This window comes from Microbacterium sp. VKM Ac-2870, assembly GCF_015350795.1.
Lineage (GTDB): Bacteria > Actinomycetota > Actinomycetes > Actinomycetales > Microbacteriaceae > Microbacterium.
Genome location: NZ_JADKSH010000003.1, coordinates 302,477 through 318,480, shown reverse-complemented (window position 1 = coordinate 318,480; position 16,004 = coordinate 302,477). Strand labels below are relative to the sequence as shown.

The following is a 16,004-nucleotide window of genomic DNA, read 5'->3' as shown; positions in this document are numbered from 1 at the left end:
CCCGTCCGGCAGCAAAGGAGCCGTCATGTCAGACCAGATCCACAAGGGCCTCGCCGGTGTCGTCGCCGACGTCACCGCCGTCAGCAAGGTCAACCCGGACACCAACTCCCTGCTGTACCGCGGATACCCGGTGCAGGAGTTGGCGGCCACCCAGTCAGCGGAGGCGGTGGCGTTCCTCCTCTGGAACGGCGAACTTCCCACGGACGAACAGCTCGCTTCACTGCGCGCCACCGAGCGGCAGCACCGCGCGCTCTCCGATGACGTGAAGGCGGTCATCGACCTCACCCCGCTGGACGCGCACCCCATGGACGAGGTGCGCTCTGCGGTGAGCGTGCTCGGCGCCCGCGATCTCGCCGGCACGGGTTCGGTGCTCGATGCCAGCGGGTCGCCCGCCGACAACCTCGCCCGCAGCATCCGACTGTTCGCCGCCCTTCCGGCGATCGTCGCCTACGGGCAGCGTCGCCGCCGCGGGCAGGAGCTGCTCCCTCCGCGCGACGACCTCGACTATGCGGCGAACTTCCTCTGGATGACGTTCGGCGACGAGTTCGACGAGGTCGTGGTCGACGCGTTCAACCGCTCGATGATCCTCTACGCGGAGCACTCCTTCAACGCGTCGACGTTCACGGCGCGCGTCATCACGTCGACCCTCAGCGATCTCTACTCGGCTGTCGTCGGCGCGATCGGCGCCCTCAAGGGCCCGCTGCACGGCGGCGCGAACGAGGCCGTGCTGCACATCTTCGACGAGATCGGGGATGCCGACAACGTCGGCCCCTGGCTCGATCAGGCGCTCGCCGACAAGCGCAAGATCATGGGCTTCGGCCACCGTGTCTACAAGCACGGCGACTCGAGGGTGCCGACGATGAAGGCGGCGCTCGACACCCTCATCGCCCACTACGACCGGCCCGATGTCGAGGCTCTGTACGCCACGCTCGAGCGGGAGTTCGTCGAGCGCAAGGGCATCTACCCCAACCTCGACTACCCCTCCGGCCCCGCCTACAACCTGATGGGTTTCGACACTCTCACCTTCACTCCGCTGTTCGTCGCGGCGCGGGTGGTCGGGTGGACGGCGCACATCATGGAGCAGGCGGCATCCAACGCCCTCATCCGACCCTTGTCTGCCTATAGCGGCGTCGACGAGCGCCACATCGACGGGTTCGTCGACGAGGTCGGCACATCGTCCATCGCGCTGCGCGCGGCCGAGTCCGAGGGTTGAGCGCCGCCATGCGCACCGCCGTCATCGTCGACGTCGTCCGCACTGCGTCCGGCCGGGGCAAGCCGGGCGGTGCGCTCAGCGGCATCCATCCCGTCGATCTCGCCGCGCACGTGCTGCGGGCGACGCTCGAGCGCAACGGCCTCGAGTCGACCCAGATCGACGATGTGCTGCTCGGCTGCGTGAGTCAGGTCGGCGAGCAGACGATGAACATCGCGCGACAGAGCGTGCTCGCAGCGGGCTTCGACGAGCGCGTGCCCGCGACCACGATCGACCGCCAGTGCGGGTCGAGCCAGCAGGCGGCACACTTCGCGGCGCAGGGTGTGATGGCCGGCCAGTACGACGTCGTCATCGCGGGCGGCGTCGAGTCGATGAGTCGCGTGCCCCTCGGCGCCGCCGCGTCGGTCGCCGGCTCGCCGTTCTCGCCCGGCCTGCAGGCGCGTTACCCCGACGGACTCGTGAACCAGGGAGTGTCGGCGGAGCTGATCGCGGCGCGCTGGGGGTTCTCGCGCGAGGAGCTCGACGCTTTCGCTGCTGAGTCGCACGAAAGAGCCGCCGAGGCGCACGCTCGGGGACGGTTCGCCTCGCAGCTTCTGCCCATCGACGGCGTCGAGGTCGATGAGACGGTGCGCCCGGGTACGACGGTCGCCGGGCTGGCGAGTCTTGCGCCGGCCTTTCGGACCGATGCTGCGGCGCAGCGCTTTCCCGAGATCGACTGGCGGATCACACCGGGCAACTCGTCGCCCCTGACCGATGGCGCCTCGGCGGCGCTGATCATGAGCGAGGAGAAGGCGGTCGAACTCGGTCTCACGCCCCGCGCGCGCTTCCATGCGTTCGCCGTCGTCGGCGACGATCCGCTGATGATGCTCACCGGTCCGATCCCGGCCACCCGCCGCGTGCTCGAACGCAGCGGGCTGAGCATCGACGACCTCGATGCCTACGAAGTGAACGAGGCGTTCGCGTCGGTGCCGCTCGCGTGGGCCGCCGAAGTCGGCGCGGATGCCGCGAAGCTCAACCCCTGGGGCGGTGCGATCGCGCTGGGGCACGCTCTCGGATCGAGCGGCACGCGGCTGCTCGGCACGCTGCTCGCGAACCTCGAAGCCACCGGCGGTCGCTACGGCCTGCAGACGATGTGCGAAGGCGGAGGCATGGCCAACGCCACGATCATCGAACGGCTCTAGGCAACGCCCTACACCCGCCGCACCCGCAGGGTGACGATCTCGAACGGCCGCAGAGCGAGGTCTGCGTGCGCCGCGTCCGCCGACACGAGCGCGGTCGGCGCAACCTCCCGCTCCAGCAGATCGGTCTGCGTGATCCCGGCCGCGGTGAACTCGACGCCTACGCGCGTCGCCGCCCGCCGGCCGAGCGCCTCGTACAGACGCACGACGACGTCTCCGCTGCCGTCCTCGGCGAGCTTCACCGCCTCGACGACCACGCCGGGGTGATCCACCGTCACGAGGGGCTCGATCGTCTCGACGGCGGCCTCGATCGTGCGCACCGGCAGGTTCGCGCGATAGCCCTCGCGCACAGCCGTTTCGACGTCGGCGCCGACCGCGACTCCCACGTGCACCCGGTGACGTCCCTGATCCTGGGTCGGGTCGGGAAACAGCGCTCCGCGCACGAGCGACAGGCGCGCCACCGTCTCGGTGCCGCCGCCTTCGCGCGCCCGCCGGGTGATGTCGTGCCCGTACGTCGAATCATTGACGATCGCCACGCCGAAGTCGGGCTCGGCGACGCGCACCCAGCGGTGCGCCACGGTTTCGAACCGCGCGGCATCCCACGACGTGTTCGTGTGGATGGGGCGCTCGATGTGACCGAACTGGATCTCGGAGGCCGCGCTGTGCGTGTGCAGATCGAGCGGGAAGGCGAACTTCAGCAGCTTCTGCTGCTCGTGCCAGTCGATGTCGAGGTCGAAGGAGAGCACCCGCGACCCCTCCTCGAGATGGATGCGCTCGACCAGCAGCGACGACCCGAAGCTGCGCGTCACGACCAGCGCGGCTCCGTCGATCGTGACGGAATCGACCGCGTCGAGGTCGCGCACATGGTGGCGATAGTGTGCGTCGATGTCCCAGGCATCCCACTGGGTGGGGGTGTCGCGGTGCAGCTGGGGCAGGCCGAGCACGGCGCCGGGAGCGACCGCATCGCGCCCGGTGGCAAGGTCGATCAACGAGGTCACGAGACCACGGGCATCGATCCGGGCGCGGACGATGCCGTTGTCGAGCACCCATCCGTCGCCGCCGATCACCGGGGGGACGGATGCCGGGACGGCCGCGGGTGCGGCGCCGAGTGCGGGAGCTCCGGCGCGGGCGTGCGGCGCGGCGTTGACGGCCAGCCGGTGCGAGCCCACACCGCCGAGTGCGGCGAGGCTCTCGGCGATGATCGCTTCCAGCTCGCGGGCGACGGCGGCGTAGTTGCGCTCGGCGTCGCGGTGCACCCAGGCGATCGACGAGCCCGGGAGGATGTCGTGGAACTGCTGCAGCAGCACGGTCTCCCACACGCGCGCCAGGCGCTCCTGCGGATAGGGGGCGCCCGTGCGCACGGATGCCGTCGCCGCCCACAGCTCGGCTTCGCGCAGCAGGTGTTCGCTGCGACGATTGCCCTGCTTGGTGGGCAGCTGGCTCGTGTAGGTGCCGCGGTGGAATTCGAGGTACAGCTCGCCGGCCCACACCTCCGGCTGCGGGTACTCCTGCTCCGCGGTGCGGAAGAACTCCTGCGGCGTCGAGTGCACCGTCCGCGGCGAGCCCTCCAGAGACGCGGCACGGGCGATCGCCGCCGTCATCTCGCGCGTCGGTCCGCCGCCGCCGTCACCGAAGCCGTAGGGCAGGAGCGAGACCGTGCCGCGCCCCTTGTCGGCGTAGTTGCGCTCGGCGTGCGCGAGGTCGGCGGCGGAGACCTCTGAGTTGTACTTGTCGACCGGCGGGAAATGGGTGAACAGGCGCGTGCCGTCGATGCCCTCCCACTGGAACGTGTGGTGCGGCATGCGGTTCGTCTCGTTCCACGAGATCTTCTGCGTGAGGAACCACCGCGCCCCGGCGGCCTTGGCGATCTGCGGCAGCGCGCCGGTGTAGCCGAACGAATCGGGCAGCCACACCTCGGGGGTGTCGATGCCGAACTCGCGCTGGAAGAAGCCCTTGCCCGCCACGAACTGTCGCGCGAGCGCTTCGCCGCCGGGCATGTTGGTATCGGATTCGACCCACATGCTTCCCACCGGGATGAAGCGGCCCTCGCGCACGCGCTCCACGATGCGGGCGTACAGGTCGGGGTAATACTGCTTCACCCAGGCGAACTGCTGCGCCGACGAGCTCGCGAACACATAGTCGGGGTCTTCGTCCATGAGCGACAGCACGTTCGAGAACGTGCGTGCCACTTTGCGGGCTGTCTCGCGCACCGGCCACAGCCAGGCGGAGTCGATGTGGGCGTGCGCCACGGCGTGCAGCGTGTGGGCGCTGGCGTGCGCGGGGCGTGCGAGCAGCGGGGCGAGCACGGCCCGGCCTGCGGCGGCGGTGCCACTGACGTCGTCGGGATCGACCGCGTCGATCATCTTCTCCAGGCCCGCGAGGATCTCGGCACGGCGGGAGCTGCCGGCATCCAGCTGCTCCGAAAGCCCGCGCAGGGCGACCGTGTCGGCCCGGAGGGCGGCGACCTCCAGATCGCGCAGCGCCACATCGACCTGTCGGAGCCGGTAGATGTGTTCGGTGCCGGCTGTGGTCGGATCTCCCAGGGGAGTGGGCTCGAAGGTGAAGAGGCTGCCTACATCGGGATTGGATGCCGCCTCGATGAAGACGTCGATGCGACCGTCGGCGTCGATGGCCTCGACGACGGCGTTGTTGAACGGCGCGATACCGCGCAGCGGCCGTCCGTCTGTGCTCCACACCATCGCCTCGCTCTGGAACCCGACCTGACCACTGGTGAATCCCAGGTCGACGACGAGCTCGGCGCGGGTGCCCTCGGGGAGTGAGCCGTTCACTCGCCACGACGACGGCACTTCGCCGCGCACCCGCAGCCAGCTGGTTCCCCAGGGCCGACCCCAGGCGCGGCCTGTCGCGAACGGTGCGAAGGGGGCGGCGGATGCTTCGGCGAACGTCACGGGTTCGCCCGGCGCCTCCCAGAGCTCGATCTCGAGGGGCACGGTGGCGCGGTGGATGTGGGCGGTGAGCCGCTCGCGGACGAAGCGGTCGATGCGCAGCTCGGCAAGAGCGCTGCGGTCGTGCATGAGGGGGTCCTTTCCGGACGTCAGAAGAGGCGAGTGTGGGCGGTCAGCCCTTGACGCCGCCGGCGAGCGCGAACGAGCTGCCGGTCAGCCGCTGCATCAGCAGGTAGAGCACGAGGATCGGCACCGAATAGACCATCGCGAACGCGGCCAGTTGGCCGTAGGCGACGGCGCCGTGGTTGCCGAAGAACTGGAAGATCGCGACGGATGCCGGCATCTTCTCGGCGCTGAACAGCAGCACGAAGGGGACGAAGAAGTTCCCCCACGCCTGGGTGAACACGAAGATGAACACCACTCCGATGCCGGGGCGCATGAGGGGCAGCACGATGCGGGCCAACGCCCGCATCGGCGAAGCGCCGTCGACCCATGCAGCCTCTTCCAGCGAGACCGGCACGGAATCCATGAAGTTCTTCAGCATCCAGATCGCCATCGGCAGCGACGTCGCCGCCATGAAGAGCACGACGCCCAGCAGCGAGTCGAGCAGACGCAGCTGCACGAACATCGCGTACACCGGAACCATCAGTGCGGTGATCGGCAGGCACGAACCGAACAGCACGCTGTAGAGGAAGCCGCGCTGGAAACGCATGTTGAAGCGCGACAGGGGGTAGGCGGCGAGGATGCCGACGACGACCGTGAGCGCCGCGGTGCCGAACGAGATGATCGCCGAGTTCCACAGCGGCAGGAACGACTGGTTGAACGTCAGCACCTGGGCGAAGTTGTCGAAGGTCACGCCGTCGGGTACCGACATCGACACGGTGGCGGCCGGGTTGATCGACGACAGGACGATCCAGGCGATCGGCACGACGAACACGATGGCGAGCACCACGAGGATGATGTTCGCCAGCCAGCGCCCGCGGCTGCGGATGGGCGAGTCCACGGACAGGGTGCTCATGACTCCACCTCGGGCTTCAGAATCTTGATGTAGAGGATCGCGAAGACGGCGCCGAGCACGATCGTCACGGCGGCGATCGCGGTGCCGTAGCCGACCTGGGCGAACTTGAACGCCTCCTGATAGGCGAGTACCGGAAGCGTCGAGCTGCGGGTGCCCGGGCCGCCGCCGGTCATGACCCAGATGAGACCGAACGTACCGACGGTCTGCAGCGTGGTGAGCATGAGGTTCGTCGCGATCGACCGGCGGATCATCGGCAGGGTGATGAGGAAGAACCGCTGGACAGAGTTGGTCCCGTCGATCTGCGCCGCCTCGTTGATCTCCGGCGGCACTTCGGCGAGCGCCGCGTTGTAGACGAGCATGGAGAAGGCCGTGCCGCGCCAGATGTTGGCCAGGATGACGGCGAGCATCGGATAGTCGATCAGCCAGCTGACGCTGCCGAGGCCGAGCGAGTTCAGCGTGGCGTTCAGGGTGCCGTCGGAGGAGAAGAAGGCGTAGAGGGCGAATGCCGCGACGATCTCGGGGAGCACCCACGAGATGACCACGAGGGTGCTGACGGTCGTCGACAGGATCTTGGAGCCGGCGCGGGTGAGCACCGCCAGTGCCATCCCGAGGACGTTCTGGCCGATGATCGCGGAGAAGAAGACGAACGTGAGCGTGAGGCCGACCGAACTCCAGAAGTCGGGGTCGGAGAACAGCGAGATGTAGTTGTCGAAGCCGATGAACTGCGGCTTCGCGGCGCGGTAGCCGGTGAGGGCGGCGTTGGTCAGCGAGCCCCACAGGGCGAACACCATCGGGCCGACCAGGAAGACCACCAGCAGGATGATCGCCGGAATCAGCGGTGTCGAGCGGGACAGAGAGCGGAGTGTGCCGCCCCGTCTCCGCCCGGCCCCCTCAGGGGCCGGGCGGAGGGGCGACGATGCGATCGTCGACATGAGGGTCAGTCGCCCTGCTTCACCTTCGTGGAGCCGACGATCTTGGTGAGCGCGTCGTCGTAGGTCTTCGTGGCCTGCTCCGGCGAGGCGTCACCGGTGATGACCGATTCGGTCGCCTGCTGCAGCGCGCTGGAGATCTGCGAGTAGTCGGGCGTCGCGGGACGGAAGTGGGTCACCTTCACGAGGTCGGCGAAGAACTTGAAGGTCGGGTTGTAGCCCAGGTAGTCCTGCGAGGTCGCCACGTCGTCGCGGACGGCGATCTGGCTGTTCTCGGTGTCGTACTTGAGCGTGTTCTCCTTGTTGAGCGCCATTGCGATGAAGTCGAAGGCGGTCTTGGGGTGCTTCGTCTGCGAGCCCACCGCGAGCGTCCATCCGCCCGACATCGAGGTCGCGCCCGGGTCGGCGCCATCCTGCGTCGGCATCTTGGCGAGACCGATCGTCTGCTGCCAGGCCGGCCACGCGTGGTCGCCGGTCATCCACCCGCCGGGCAGCCATGAGCCGTCGATGGCCATGGCGACCTTGCCCTGGGGGATCAGTTCGGTCGAGACGCGGCTGCCGATGGTGGGATCGAGTGCGAGGTCGAGGGGAGTGGCGAGGCCCTTGTCGTAGAGCTCCTTGTAGAACGACAGGGAGTCGGTCAGGCCCTTGGACCCGGTGATCCACTTCTGCGCGTCGTTGTCGTAGAGCGTGGAGGACGTGCCGTAGACGAGCATCTCGAGACCCTGCATCGAGGTCTGCTCGCCGGCCGCCTTTCCGCCGTAGATGTTCAGCGGAGTCACGTCGGGCACCGCGGCCTTGATCTTCTCGGCGGCCGTGATGATGTCGTCCCAGGACTTCGGCTGCCAGTCCGACGGCAAGCCCGCCTTGGCGAAGATGTCCTTGTTGTAGTAGATGCCACGGGTGTCGGTGCCCATCGAGACGCCGTAGGTCTTGCCGTCGTCGCCGAGGCCAGCCTGCTTGGCCGCGTCGTAGAACTGGCTCCAGTCGGCCCAGTTGGCGACGTAGTCGTCGATGGGGAGCAGATACCCGGCGGCCGAGTCCGACTTGATCTGGAAGGTGTCTTCGTAGATCACGTCCGGGGCGGTCTCGGGGGAGCCGTTCATGAGGGCGAGCTTCGTGAAGTACTGGTCCTCGGATTCGATGGGCTGGAGCTTCACGGTCGCGCCCGGGTTGGCGGCCTCGAACTCCGGCTTGACCTTCTGGAAGAGGTCGTCCAGCTGATGGAAGGCAGCCGTCTTCTGATAGACGACCGTGATGGTCCGCTCTCCGGACTCGGTGGCGGGGGCGGCGGGGGCGCCGCCGCTGCAGCCGGTCAGTGCGAGCCCGGCCACCGTGATGGCGGCGGCAGTGCTCAGAACTCTGTATCGCATTCCTGCTCCTTTGCTAGGGGATGGCATCAGCTCGGGCGCTGAGCGTGATTAATCTATCAACTTGATTAATCACGTCAAGTAACGATTTCATCTCGCCCAGCCATGAGAGCCGACGTGCCGAATCAACGTCAGTCGGTGATGAGCAGGTGCGACGGACGCGCGGTGAAGGCGCCGTCGAGGACGAGGCAGGCCGCGCCGACGGCGGCGACATCCGTGCCCAGACGCGACTCCCGCAGCGTCAAGGGCTGGGTGGTCGTCACGCCGCCCGTCTGGGCCAGCGCCTCGCCGAGTGCGGGGCGCAGAAACGGGCTCAGGCGCGCCCAGATCGGGCCGCCCAGAACGGCATCGGTCAGATCGAGCAGGTTGTCCAACTGCACGAGCGCGCGGGCGATACGGCGCGCGGCGCGGGTGAGAGTCTCGACGGGGAGAGGCTCGCCCTCCCGTGCCCTCAGGCACAGTTCATCCAGTGCCGCGCGCGGATCTCTCGGTGCCTGGGCGGGCCCGGCATCCCATCCGGCATCGGCCAGCAGCGTCGCGGGCTCGAGCGAGACGCCCAGGCATCCTCGCGCCCCGCATTCGCAGGGCGGCCCGTCGGGGTCGACGATGAGGTGGGCGATGTCGCCCGCGTTCGAGGTGGCTCCGCGCAGCGGTGTGTTCGCGAGCGAGAGGCCGACGCCCGCGCCGGCGCCGTAGTAGAAGAACAGCGCATCGCCCAGTTCGCCGCTGGGCGTCACCCACAACTCGCCGACCATCGCGGCGATGACGTCCTTCTCCAGCAGCGCCGGTAGCCCGGTCAGGGCGGCGAGCTCATCGCGCAGGCGCGTGCCCGACCACTCCGGCAGCAGCGGCGGGTTGAGTAACTGCCCCGAGGAGATGTCGAGAGGTCCGGGTGCGGCGATGCCGACGCCCAGCAGGCGGGTCGGGTCATCCAGCGAGGCGGTCAGTTCGCTCGCCACCGCGCCGATCTCCGCGAGCTGCTGCGTGCTCGAGGCTCCCGTGGGACTGATCTCGCGATGGTGGATGATCCGGCCGGCGAGGTCCAGCAGGACGACGGTGGTCACGGCGGGGTCGAGGTGCACCCCGAGCGCGTACCGCGCCGACGGGTCCAGCGCGAGCATCGTGCGGGGCTTGCCCGGGCCCGAGCTGACCTTGCCGGCTTCGGCGATGAAGCCCTCGGCGGTGAGCCTGCGAGTCACGTTGGTGAGCGTCTGCGGCGACAATCCGGTCTTCTCGGCCAGCTCGACGCGACTCATCCCTTCGGGTGCCCGGCGGATCAAGTCGAGGATGAGGGCCTGGTTGTAGTTGCCGACGCCGAGCAGGTTGGAGCCGCGTGTGCTGAGCATCGACGCCTCTCCTCCTCTGGTGACCGCGCCTTCACGCTAGTACGCCCGCGCGCTTCGAGTGCGGATCACCGAGCCGTCTCGACAGGACCAATTACTAGGACGTCCATGTAAACTCAGCGGTGTGCCTCACCCGGCACGACCTCGGCTGTCGATCTGTTTCACAAGGACGTGACGCGATGAGCATGACCATTACCCCCTCCCTCTCGGCCGACGAGCGTGGAGCCATCCTCGACGCGGTGCGCGACTTCGCGCGGACACGTCTGGAGCCGCACGCCCTGGAATGGGACCGCGACAAGCGGTTCCCGCGCGACGTGCTGGCCGCGGCGGGCGAGCTGGGGCTCGGCGCCCTGTACGTGCGCGAAGACGTCGGCGGCACGGCACTTGCCCGACAGGATGCCGCGCTCGTGTTCGAGCAATTGGCGACGGGTGACCCGACGATCGCGGCCTACATCAGCATCCACAACATGGTCGCGTGGATGATCGACACCTACGGCACCGAGGCTCAGCGGCACCGGTGGCTGCCGGGTCTCAGCACTCTGCAGGACCTCGGCGCGTACTGCCTCACCGAACCCGGTGCCGGCTCGGATGCCGCGGCCATCGCCACGAGCGCGATCGCCGACGGCGATGAGTACGTCATCACCGGCGTCAAGCAGTTCATCTCCGGAGCGGGAGAGGCCGCGGTCTATGTCGTGATGGCGCGCACCGGGCAGCCCGGCGCGAAGGGCATCAGCGCCTTTCTCGTTCCCGCGGATGCCGCCGGCCTCAGCTTCGGCCCTCACGAACGCAAGATGGGCTGGAATGCGCAGCCCACCCGCCAGGTGATCCTCGACGAGGTGCGGGTCTCGGCATCCGCGATGCTCGGCTCCGAAGGTGACGGATTCCGCATCGCCATGAGCGGGCTCAACGGCGGACGCGTCAACATCGCGGCGTGCTCGCTCGGCGGAGCCCAGTGGGCGCTCGACCGGGCGGTGCGCTACGTGCACGAGCGCTTCACCTTCGGCGAAGCCCTCGCCGAACGGCAGACCGTCGTGTTCGCGCTCGCCGACATGGCCACGCAGCTGCAGGCGGCCCGCGCCCTCGTACGCGACGCAGCCCGGGCGATCGACGAGCACGCGGACGACGTCGCCGTGCAGTGCGCCATGGCCAAGCGCTTCGCGACGGACGCCGGATTCGAGGTCGCCAACCAGGCGCTGCAGTTGCACGGCGGGTACGGCTACCTTCAGGAGTACGGCATCGAGAAGGTGGTCCGTGACCTGCGCGTGCACCAGATCCTCGAGGGCACGAACGAGATCATGCGGGTGATCATTGGTCGCGACGTTCTGGGAGCATGAGGGCATGACCGAGTACTCCACGATCCTCGTCTCCACCCGCGGCCACGTCGGCTGGATCACGCTCAACCGGCCCGAGGCGCTCAACGCCCTCAACTCGACGCTGCTGGGCGAGCTGGCCGCCGCTGCCGCGGCGTTCGACGCCGATGAGGCGATCGGCTGCATCGTCGTCACCGGGTCGGAGCGCGCGTTCGCCGCGGGAGCAGACATCAAGGAGATGGAGGACAAGACCCCCGTCGACATGTCGCTGCGCAGCCCCTTCGTCGGGCTGGAGGCTTTCTCGCGGGTGCGCACCCCCGTCATCGCCGCGGTGGCCGGTTACGCTCTCGGCGGTGGCTGCGAGCTGGCGATGGCGTGCGACATCATCCTGGCGGCCGACACCGCTCGCTTCGGCCAGCCGGAGATCACGCTGGGCGTGATCCCCGGTCTCGGCGGCACGCAGCGGCTGCCGCGGGCCATCGGCTACTACAAGGCCGCCGAGCTCGTTCTCACCGGACGGATGATGGATGCCGCAGAGGCCGAACGCGCGGGCCTGGTCTCGCGTATCGTGCCCGCGGCCGACCTGCTGGCCGAGGCGGAGGCGATGGCGGCGCTGATCGCCGAGAAGTCGTTGCCGGTGCTCTACGCCGCGAAGGAGTCGCTGCGGGCTTCTCTGGAGACCACGGGTGCCGAGGGGTTGCGTTTCGAGAAGCAGGTCTTCACGTCGCTGTTCGGTCTCGACGATCAGAAAGAGGGCATGGCTGCCTTCCGAGAGAAGCGTGAGGCGAGGTTCACGAACCGCTGACCGCGTCGCCGGCGGCCGCCCGCAGGCGGCCGACGATCGCGATGAGGTGCTCGGTGTCGCCGACGTCGAGCCCGGGCTGGGTGAACACCGCACGGTTCAGGGCGTCGGTGGCCTGCGCCGCCACGTCGCGTCCTTCCGGCGTGAGCGTCACGAGGGTCGCGCGGCGGTCGCCAGGGTGTGGCTCGCGCGCGACCAGCCCTGCCGCCTCGAGGCGGTCGACGGTGTTCGTGACGCTGGTGGGGTGCACCTGCAGGCGGCTCGCCGCCGATGAGAGCGGCATCCGGCCCTGGCGACTGAAGCTGAGGAGGGTCAGCAACTCGTATCGCGCGAAGGTGAGGGCGAACGGCTTGAGTGTGTCGTCGACGCGTGCGAGCAGCAGCTGATGCGCGCGCATGATGCTGGTCACCGCGGTCATGCCCGCGGCGGCATCCTCCCACCCGTGGACCTCCCACTGCCGACGCGCCTCAGCGATGGGGTCGCGGCCGGTCGACGGCGTGCGAGTCACGGTACCCTCCTCGGGGTGCGGGTGCTCTCACGGTAGCGCTCTCGCCTTTCCCCCGCGTGAGCCTGAGTATCATGAATGGCGAGACTGAGTCGCACCTCATAGAATGGGTGCGTCGCGAAGGAGATCCGATGAAGATCGTGGTGCTGGTCAAAGAAGTCCCTGACACCTACGGTGACCGAAAGCTCACGCTCGAGACCGGTCTCGCTGATCGTGCGGCCTCCGACCGAGTGCTCGACGAGATCGGTGAGCGGGCGCTCGAAGTGGCACTCGCGTATGCCGATGCACACCCCGGCACCGAGGTGACGGTCGTCTCGATGGCATCAGAGGACGCCGCCGCCACCATCCGCAAGGGGCTCGCGATGGGTGCCGGAGCGGCTCTTCAGGTGGTCGACCCCGCACTGGCCGGTGCCGACCTCGGCACCACTGCGGCGGTACTCGCCGCAGCGGTGCGGCGCGCGGGCTTCGATCTCGTGATCACCGGCAACCTCTCCACCGACGGCACGGGGGGCGTGCTGCCGGCCATGCTCGCCGAACACCTGCAGGTGCCTCAGGCGACGGCGCTCGCCGCCGTCACCATCGGCGAGACCGAGGTCACCGGAACGCGCGCGACAGACTTCGGAACGGCCCAGGTGAGCGCCGAGCTGCCCGCGGTGATCTCGATCACGGAGGCGCTGCCGGATGCGCGCTTCCCCAACTTCAAGGGCATCATGGCGGCGAAGAAGAAACCGTTCGAGACGGTGTCGCTGGCAGATCTCGGGGTCGACGTCGACCCCTCTATCGCCGCGCAGTCGATCATGACTGCCGTCTCGGAAAGGCCCGCGCGTGGCGCAGGCGTGAAGATCGTCGACGAAGGGGATGCCGCCGACAAGCTCGCCGCGTTCCTCATCGAGAACCGACTGGCCTAAGGGGAGCATGATGGTGGATCTCGCGGGAAACTCGATCGCTGGGGAGTCGATCCTGGTCGTGCTGGGCGTCACCCCGTCGGGGGAGCTGGCGAGCTCGGCCGCCGGCCTGCTCGGCGCGGCGGCGGGGGTCGGTTCGCCGGTTGCGCTGGTCGTCGCTGAGCAGTCGCGCCACGGCGCGCTCGTGGAGGCCGCCGGAGCTCTCGGTGCGCATACGGTGCTGACCGCCGCGCCCGGCGGTGCCGACACTGCGCTCACGGTACCGATCGTCGACGCGCTGGTTGCGGCCTCCGCGCTCGTGCAGCCCGACGCGGTGCTCGTGTCGAACTCGATCGAAGGACGCGATATCGCGGGCCGGTTCGCCGCGCGCACGCGCTCGGCGCTCGCTGTCGATGCCGTCGGCGTCTCCCGCGATGACGACGGTGTGCTCGCGCAGCACTCGGTCTACGGCGGCGCCTACAACGTGACGAGCGCCCCCACTTTCGGCGCGCTCGTCGTCACGGTGCGACAGGGTGCCGTCGATGCGCGGGCCGACGCCGTGACCGCGCCGCAGACCGTCGCGCTCGACGTGGCGGCCTCGGGCGCGCCCGCCGCGCGGATCACCGGCTTCGAGGCGGAGGTCGCCGCGTCGTCGCGTCCCGAACTGCGGGGTGCCGCCAAGGTCGTCTCGGGTGGTCGCGGCCTCGGCTCGTTGGAGAAATTCGCGCTGGTGGAGCAGCTCGCCGACACGCTGGGCGCGGCGGTCGGCGCGTCGCGGGCGGCGGTGGATGCCGGCTACGTCCCGTACTCCCACCAGGTCGGCCAGACCGGAGTCTCGGTGTCGCCGCAGTTGTATGTCGCTCTCGGCATCTCGGGCGCGATCCAGCACAAAGCCGGCATGCAGACCGCCAAAACCATCGTCGCGATCAATAAAGACGGCGACGCGCCCATCTTCGACATCGCCGACTTCGGCATTGTGGGCGACGTGTTCACGGTCGTCCCGCAGCTGATCGCGGCCCTCGAAGCCAGGAAGGCCTGATGGCGACCGGCGGATCATCGATACGCCGCGGCCTGCCGCGCGTTGCCGGCGGCGAGCCGTGGCCCCCGGCGGGTCAGGCTCCGGCCGACGCGGCGGTTGCCGCACCGCCCGCTTCCGCGACACAGGCTCCCGCGACGTCGGTGCGCCGTGGGTTGCCTCGTACGCCTGGCGGTGAGCCGTGGCCGCCCGCGGGGACTTCTTCCGCCGTCGCCGCGGCCGCTGCTGCGTCTGTTCCCGAGGAGCCGGCGGCTACCGCGACGCCCGCGCCGGCCGCTGAGCCGGTCGCCACGAATGCGGAGGCCGCCGCTGCTGCGACCACCCGGGCGCCGGCCGTTGGCGGCGCCGCCGTGCGCCGCGGCTTGCCGCGTGCGCCGGGTGCGGAGCCCTGGCCGCCCGCGGGTACCGCGGCATCCACACCCGCGCCCGTCGCCGAGCCGGTGGTGGCGTCCGTCGCCGGGCCGGTGGTGGCGCCCGTCGCCGGGCCGGTCCTGTCAGAAGGGCCCCGCCCGCCGCTGACCGTGCCGCAGAGCGCGTGGCCGGGTCGTGCGGCATCGAGCCGACCCGCTCAGAAGCCCGAGCCGCAGCGGATCGGTCCGTTCACGAAGGTGCAGTGGGTCGGCGCGGTCATCGTGGGCGGCCTTGGGCTGCTGTTCGCCGCCGGCATGGCCGTGCTCGCCGTTCGTTTCCTGCTCAGCCTCGACGGGCTCCGCGACTTCCTCGCGACCTACCCCGGCGAGTACCACCTGCCCGAGGGTGCTCCCGTCGGCATCCCCGCGTGGCTGGGCTGGCAGCACTTCTTCAACGTCTTCCTGATGGTGCTGATCATCCGCTCGGGTCTCACGATCCGCCGCGAGAAGCGACCGACGGCGTTCTGGGCTCCCAGGAACAACCCCAAGGGCAAGACGAGTCTGACGATCTGGTTCCACCAGGCGCTCGACCTGCTGTGGCTGATCAACGGAGCCGTCTTCGTCGTGCTGCTGTTCGTCACCGGCCAGTGGATGCGCATCGTGCCCACGAGCTGGGAGGTGTTCCCCAACGCGCTCAGCGCCGCGCTGCAGTATGTCTCGCTCGACTGGCCGACCGAGAACGGCTGGGTCAACTACAACGCGCTCCAGCAGCTCGCCTACTTCTCCACCGTCTTCATCGCGGCTCCCCTCGCCGCGATCACCGGCTACCGCATGAGCGGGATGTGGCCGAAGAAGAACACGAAGCTCAGCGCGGCCTATCCCATCGAGTGGGCGCGCAAGGTGCACTTCCCGGTGATGCTGTACTTCGTGGTGTTCATCGTGATCCATGTGGTGCTCGTGCTCGCGACCGGGGCGTTGCGAAACCTCAACCACATGTACGCGGCCCTGGGGTCTGTCGACCCGACGGCATACGCCGACAACTGGACCGGGTTCTGGCTGTTCGTGGTTTCGCTCGCCGTCATCGCCGGAGCGTGGGTGGCCGCGCGTCCGCTGGTGCTGGCTCCGATCGCGCGCCTGTTCGGCACGGTCAGCGGCCGCTGACG

The 16,004-nt window shown here is 69.1% G+C and carries 13 protein-coding genes; 7 read left to right on the top strand and 6 right to left on the bottom strand.

All coding sequences use genetic code 11. From position 1 onward, the window contains the following. Nucleotides 1–25 precede the first annotated feature (25 nt). Both ITJ43_RS08830 and ITJ43_RS08825 read left to right on the top strand, forming a co-directional pair. Nucleotides 26–1,213, top strand: a complete 1,188-nt coding sequence (locus tag ITJ43_RS08830; RefSeq protein ID WP_194583471.1) for a bifunctional 2-methylcitrate synthase/citrate synthase — start codon at nucleotides 26–28, stop codon at nucleotides 1,211–1,213. An 8-nt stretch (nucleotides 1,214–1,221) separates the two neighbouring features. Next, complete coding sequence (locus tag ITJ43_RS08825) at nucleotides 1,222–2,391, top strand: thiolase family protein (protein WP_194583470.1); 1,170 nt, start codon at nucleotides 1,222–1,224, stop codon at nucleotides 2,389–2,391. Between the two features lie 8 nt (nucleotides 2,392–2,399). Here the strand turns inward: ITJ43_RS08825 and ITJ43_RS08820 are convergent, their stop codons facing one another. From ITJ43_RS08820 to ITJ43_RS08800, 5 genes are all read right to left on the bottom strand, one after another. Beyond that, nucleotides 2,400–5,423: an alpha-mannosidase gene (locus ITJ43_RS08820; RefSeq protein ID WP_194583469.1), complete on the bottom strand. Its 3,024-nt coding sequence runs from the start codon at nucleotides 5,421–5,423 to the stop codon at nucleotides 2,400–2,402. A 43-nt stretch (nucleotides 5,424–5,466) separates the two neighbouring features. Continuing rightward, nucleotides 5,467–6,312: a carbohydrate ABC transporter permease gene (locus ITJ43_RS08815; RefSeq protein ID WP_194583468.1), complete on the bottom strand. Its 846-nt coding sequence runs from the start codon at nucleotides 6,310–6,312 to the stop codon at nucleotides 5,467–5,469. Beyond that, entirely contained in the window at nucleotides 6,309–7,244 is a 936-nt protein-coding gene (locus ITJ43_RS08810) for a carbohydrate ABC transporter permease (RefSeq protein ID WP_194583467.1), read from the bottom strand. The genes ITJ43_RS08815 and ITJ43_RS08810 overlap by 4 nt, the downstream gene beginning before the upstream one ends. 5 nt (nucleotides 7,245–7,249) lie before the next feature. Then, nucleotides 7,250–8,614 carry an extracellular solute-binding protein gene (locus ITJ43_RS08805; protein ID WP_194583466.1) on the bottom strand — a complete coding sequence of 455 codons (1,365 nt, stop codon included), beginning with the start codon at nucleotides 8,612–8,614 and terminating at the stop codon, nucleotides 7,250–7,252. A gap of 128 nt (nucleotides 8,615–8,742) precedes the next feature. Continuing rightward, on the bottom strand, nucleotides 8,743–9,957 hold the full coding sequence (locus ITJ43_RS08800) for an ROK family transcriptional regulator (RefSeq protein WP_194583465.1): 1,215 nt from the start codon (nucleotides 9,955–9,957) through the stop codon (nucleotides 8,743–8,745). Between the two features lie 176 nt (nucleotides 9,958–10,133). Between ITJ43_RS08800 and ITJ43_RS08795 the strand changes: the two genes are divergently transcribed. Next, a complete protein-coding gene (locus tag ITJ43_RS08795; RefSeq protein ID WP_194583464.1) occupies nucleotides 10,134–11,288 on the top strand; it encodes an acyl-CoA dehydrogenase family protein in 1,155 nt (384 codons plus the stop codon). 4 nt (nucleotides 11,289–11,292) lie between these two features. After that, a complete protein-coding gene (locus ITJ43_RS08790) occupies nucleotides 11,293–12,069 on the top strand; it encodes an enoyl-CoA hydratase-related protein (RefSeq protein ID WP_194583463.1) in 777 nt (258 codons plus the stop codon). Here the strand turns inward: ITJ43_RS08790 and ITJ43_RS08785 are convergent. Beyond that, on the bottom strand, nucleotides 12,056–12,574 hold the full coding sequence (locus tag ITJ43_RS08785) for a MarR family transcriptional regulator (RefSeq protein WP_323741175.1): 519 nt from the start codon (nucleotides 12,572–12,574) through the stop codon (nucleotides 12,056–12,058). The two genes, ITJ43_RS08790 and ITJ43_RS08785, sit on opposite strands and share 14 nt — an antisense overlap. A gap of 128 nt (nucleotides 12,575–12,702) precedes the next feature. Here ITJ43_RS08785 and ITJ43_RS08780 point away from each other — a divergent pair, with 128 nt between their 5' ends. From ITJ43_RS08780 to ITJ43_RS08770, 3 genes are read left to right on the top strand one after another with little or no spacing between them, the layout of a single operon-like run. Next, nucleotides 12,703–13,479 (top strand): electron transfer flavoprotein subunit beta/FixA family protein, encoded by a 777-nt coding sequence (locus ITJ43_RS08780; RefSeq protein ID WP_194583462.1) that lies wholly within the window; start codon nucleotides 12,703–12,705, stop codon nucleotides 13,477–13,479. A 10-nt stretch (nucleotides 13,480–13,489) separates the two neighbouring features. Then, on the top strand, nucleotides 13,490–14,494 hold the full coding sequence (locus ITJ43_RS08775) for an electron transfer flavoprotein subunit alpha/FixB family protein (protein ID WP_194583461.1): 1,005 nt from the start codon (nucleotides 13,490–13,492) through the stop codon (nucleotides 14,492–14,494). Continuing rightward, nucleotides 14,494–16,002 (top strand): cytochrome b/b6 domain-containing protein, encoded by a 1,509-nt coding sequence (locus tag ITJ43_RS08770; protein WP_194583460.1) that lies wholly within the window; start codon nucleotides 14,494–14,496, stop codon nucleotides 16,000–16,002. The genes ITJ43_RS08775 and ITJ43_RS08770 overlap by 1 nt, the downstream gene beginning before the upstream one ends. Nucleotides 16,003–16,004: the final 2 nt, after the last annotated feature.

Bases quoted from the DNA above. Each gene is read 5' to 3' on its own strand.
- ITJ43_RS08825 (WP_194583470.1), top strand. From the start codon at position 1,222: ATGCGCACCGCCGTCATCGTCGACGTCGTCCGCACTGCGTCCGGCCGG.
- ITJ43_RS08770 (WP_194583460.1), top strand. From the start codon at position 14,494: ATGGCGACCGGCGGATCATCGATACGCCGCGGCCTGCCGCGCGTTGCC.
- ITJ43_RS08790 (WP_194583463.1), top strand. From the start codon at position 11,293: ATGACCGAGTACTCCACGATCCTCGTCTCCACCCGCGGCCACGTCGGC.
- ITJ43_RS08805 (WP_194583466.1), bottom strand. From the start codon at position 8,614: ATGCGATACAGAGTTCTGAGCACTGCCGCCGCCATCACGGTGGCCGGG.
- ITJ43_RS08830 (WP_194583471.1), top strand. From the start codon at position 26: ATGTCAGACCAGATCCACAAGGGCCTCGCCGGTGTCGTCGCCGACGTC.
- ITJ43_RS08775 (WP_194583461.1), top strand. From the start codon at position 13,490: ATGGTGGATCTCGCGGGAAACTCGATCGCTGGGGAGTCGATCCTGGTC.
- ITJ43_RS08800 (WP_194583465.1), bottom strand. From the start codon at position 9,957: ATGCTCAGCACACGCGGCTCCAACCTGCTCGGCGTCGGCAACTACAAC.
- ITJ43_RS08810 (WP_194583467.1), bottom strand. From the start codon at position 7,244: ATGTCGACGATCGCATCGTCGCCCCTCCGCCCGGCCCCTGAGGGGGCC.
- ITJ43_RS08820 (WP_194583469.1), bottom strand. From the start codon at position 5,423: ATGCACGACCGCAGCGCTCTTGCCGAGCTGCGCATCGACCGCTTCGTC.
- ITJ43_RS08795 (WP_194583464.1), top strand. From the start codon at position 10,134: ATGAGCATGACCATTACCCCCTCCCTCTCGGCCGACGAGCGTGGAGCC.
- ITJ43_RS08815 (WP_194583468.1), bottom strand. From the start codon at position 6,312: ATGAGCACCCTGTCCGTGGACTCGCCCATCCGCAGCCGCGGGCGCTGG.
- ITJ43_RS08780 (WP_194583462.1), top strand. From the start codon at position 12,703: ATGAAGATCGTGGTGCTGGTCAAAGAAGTCCCTGACACCTACGGTGAC.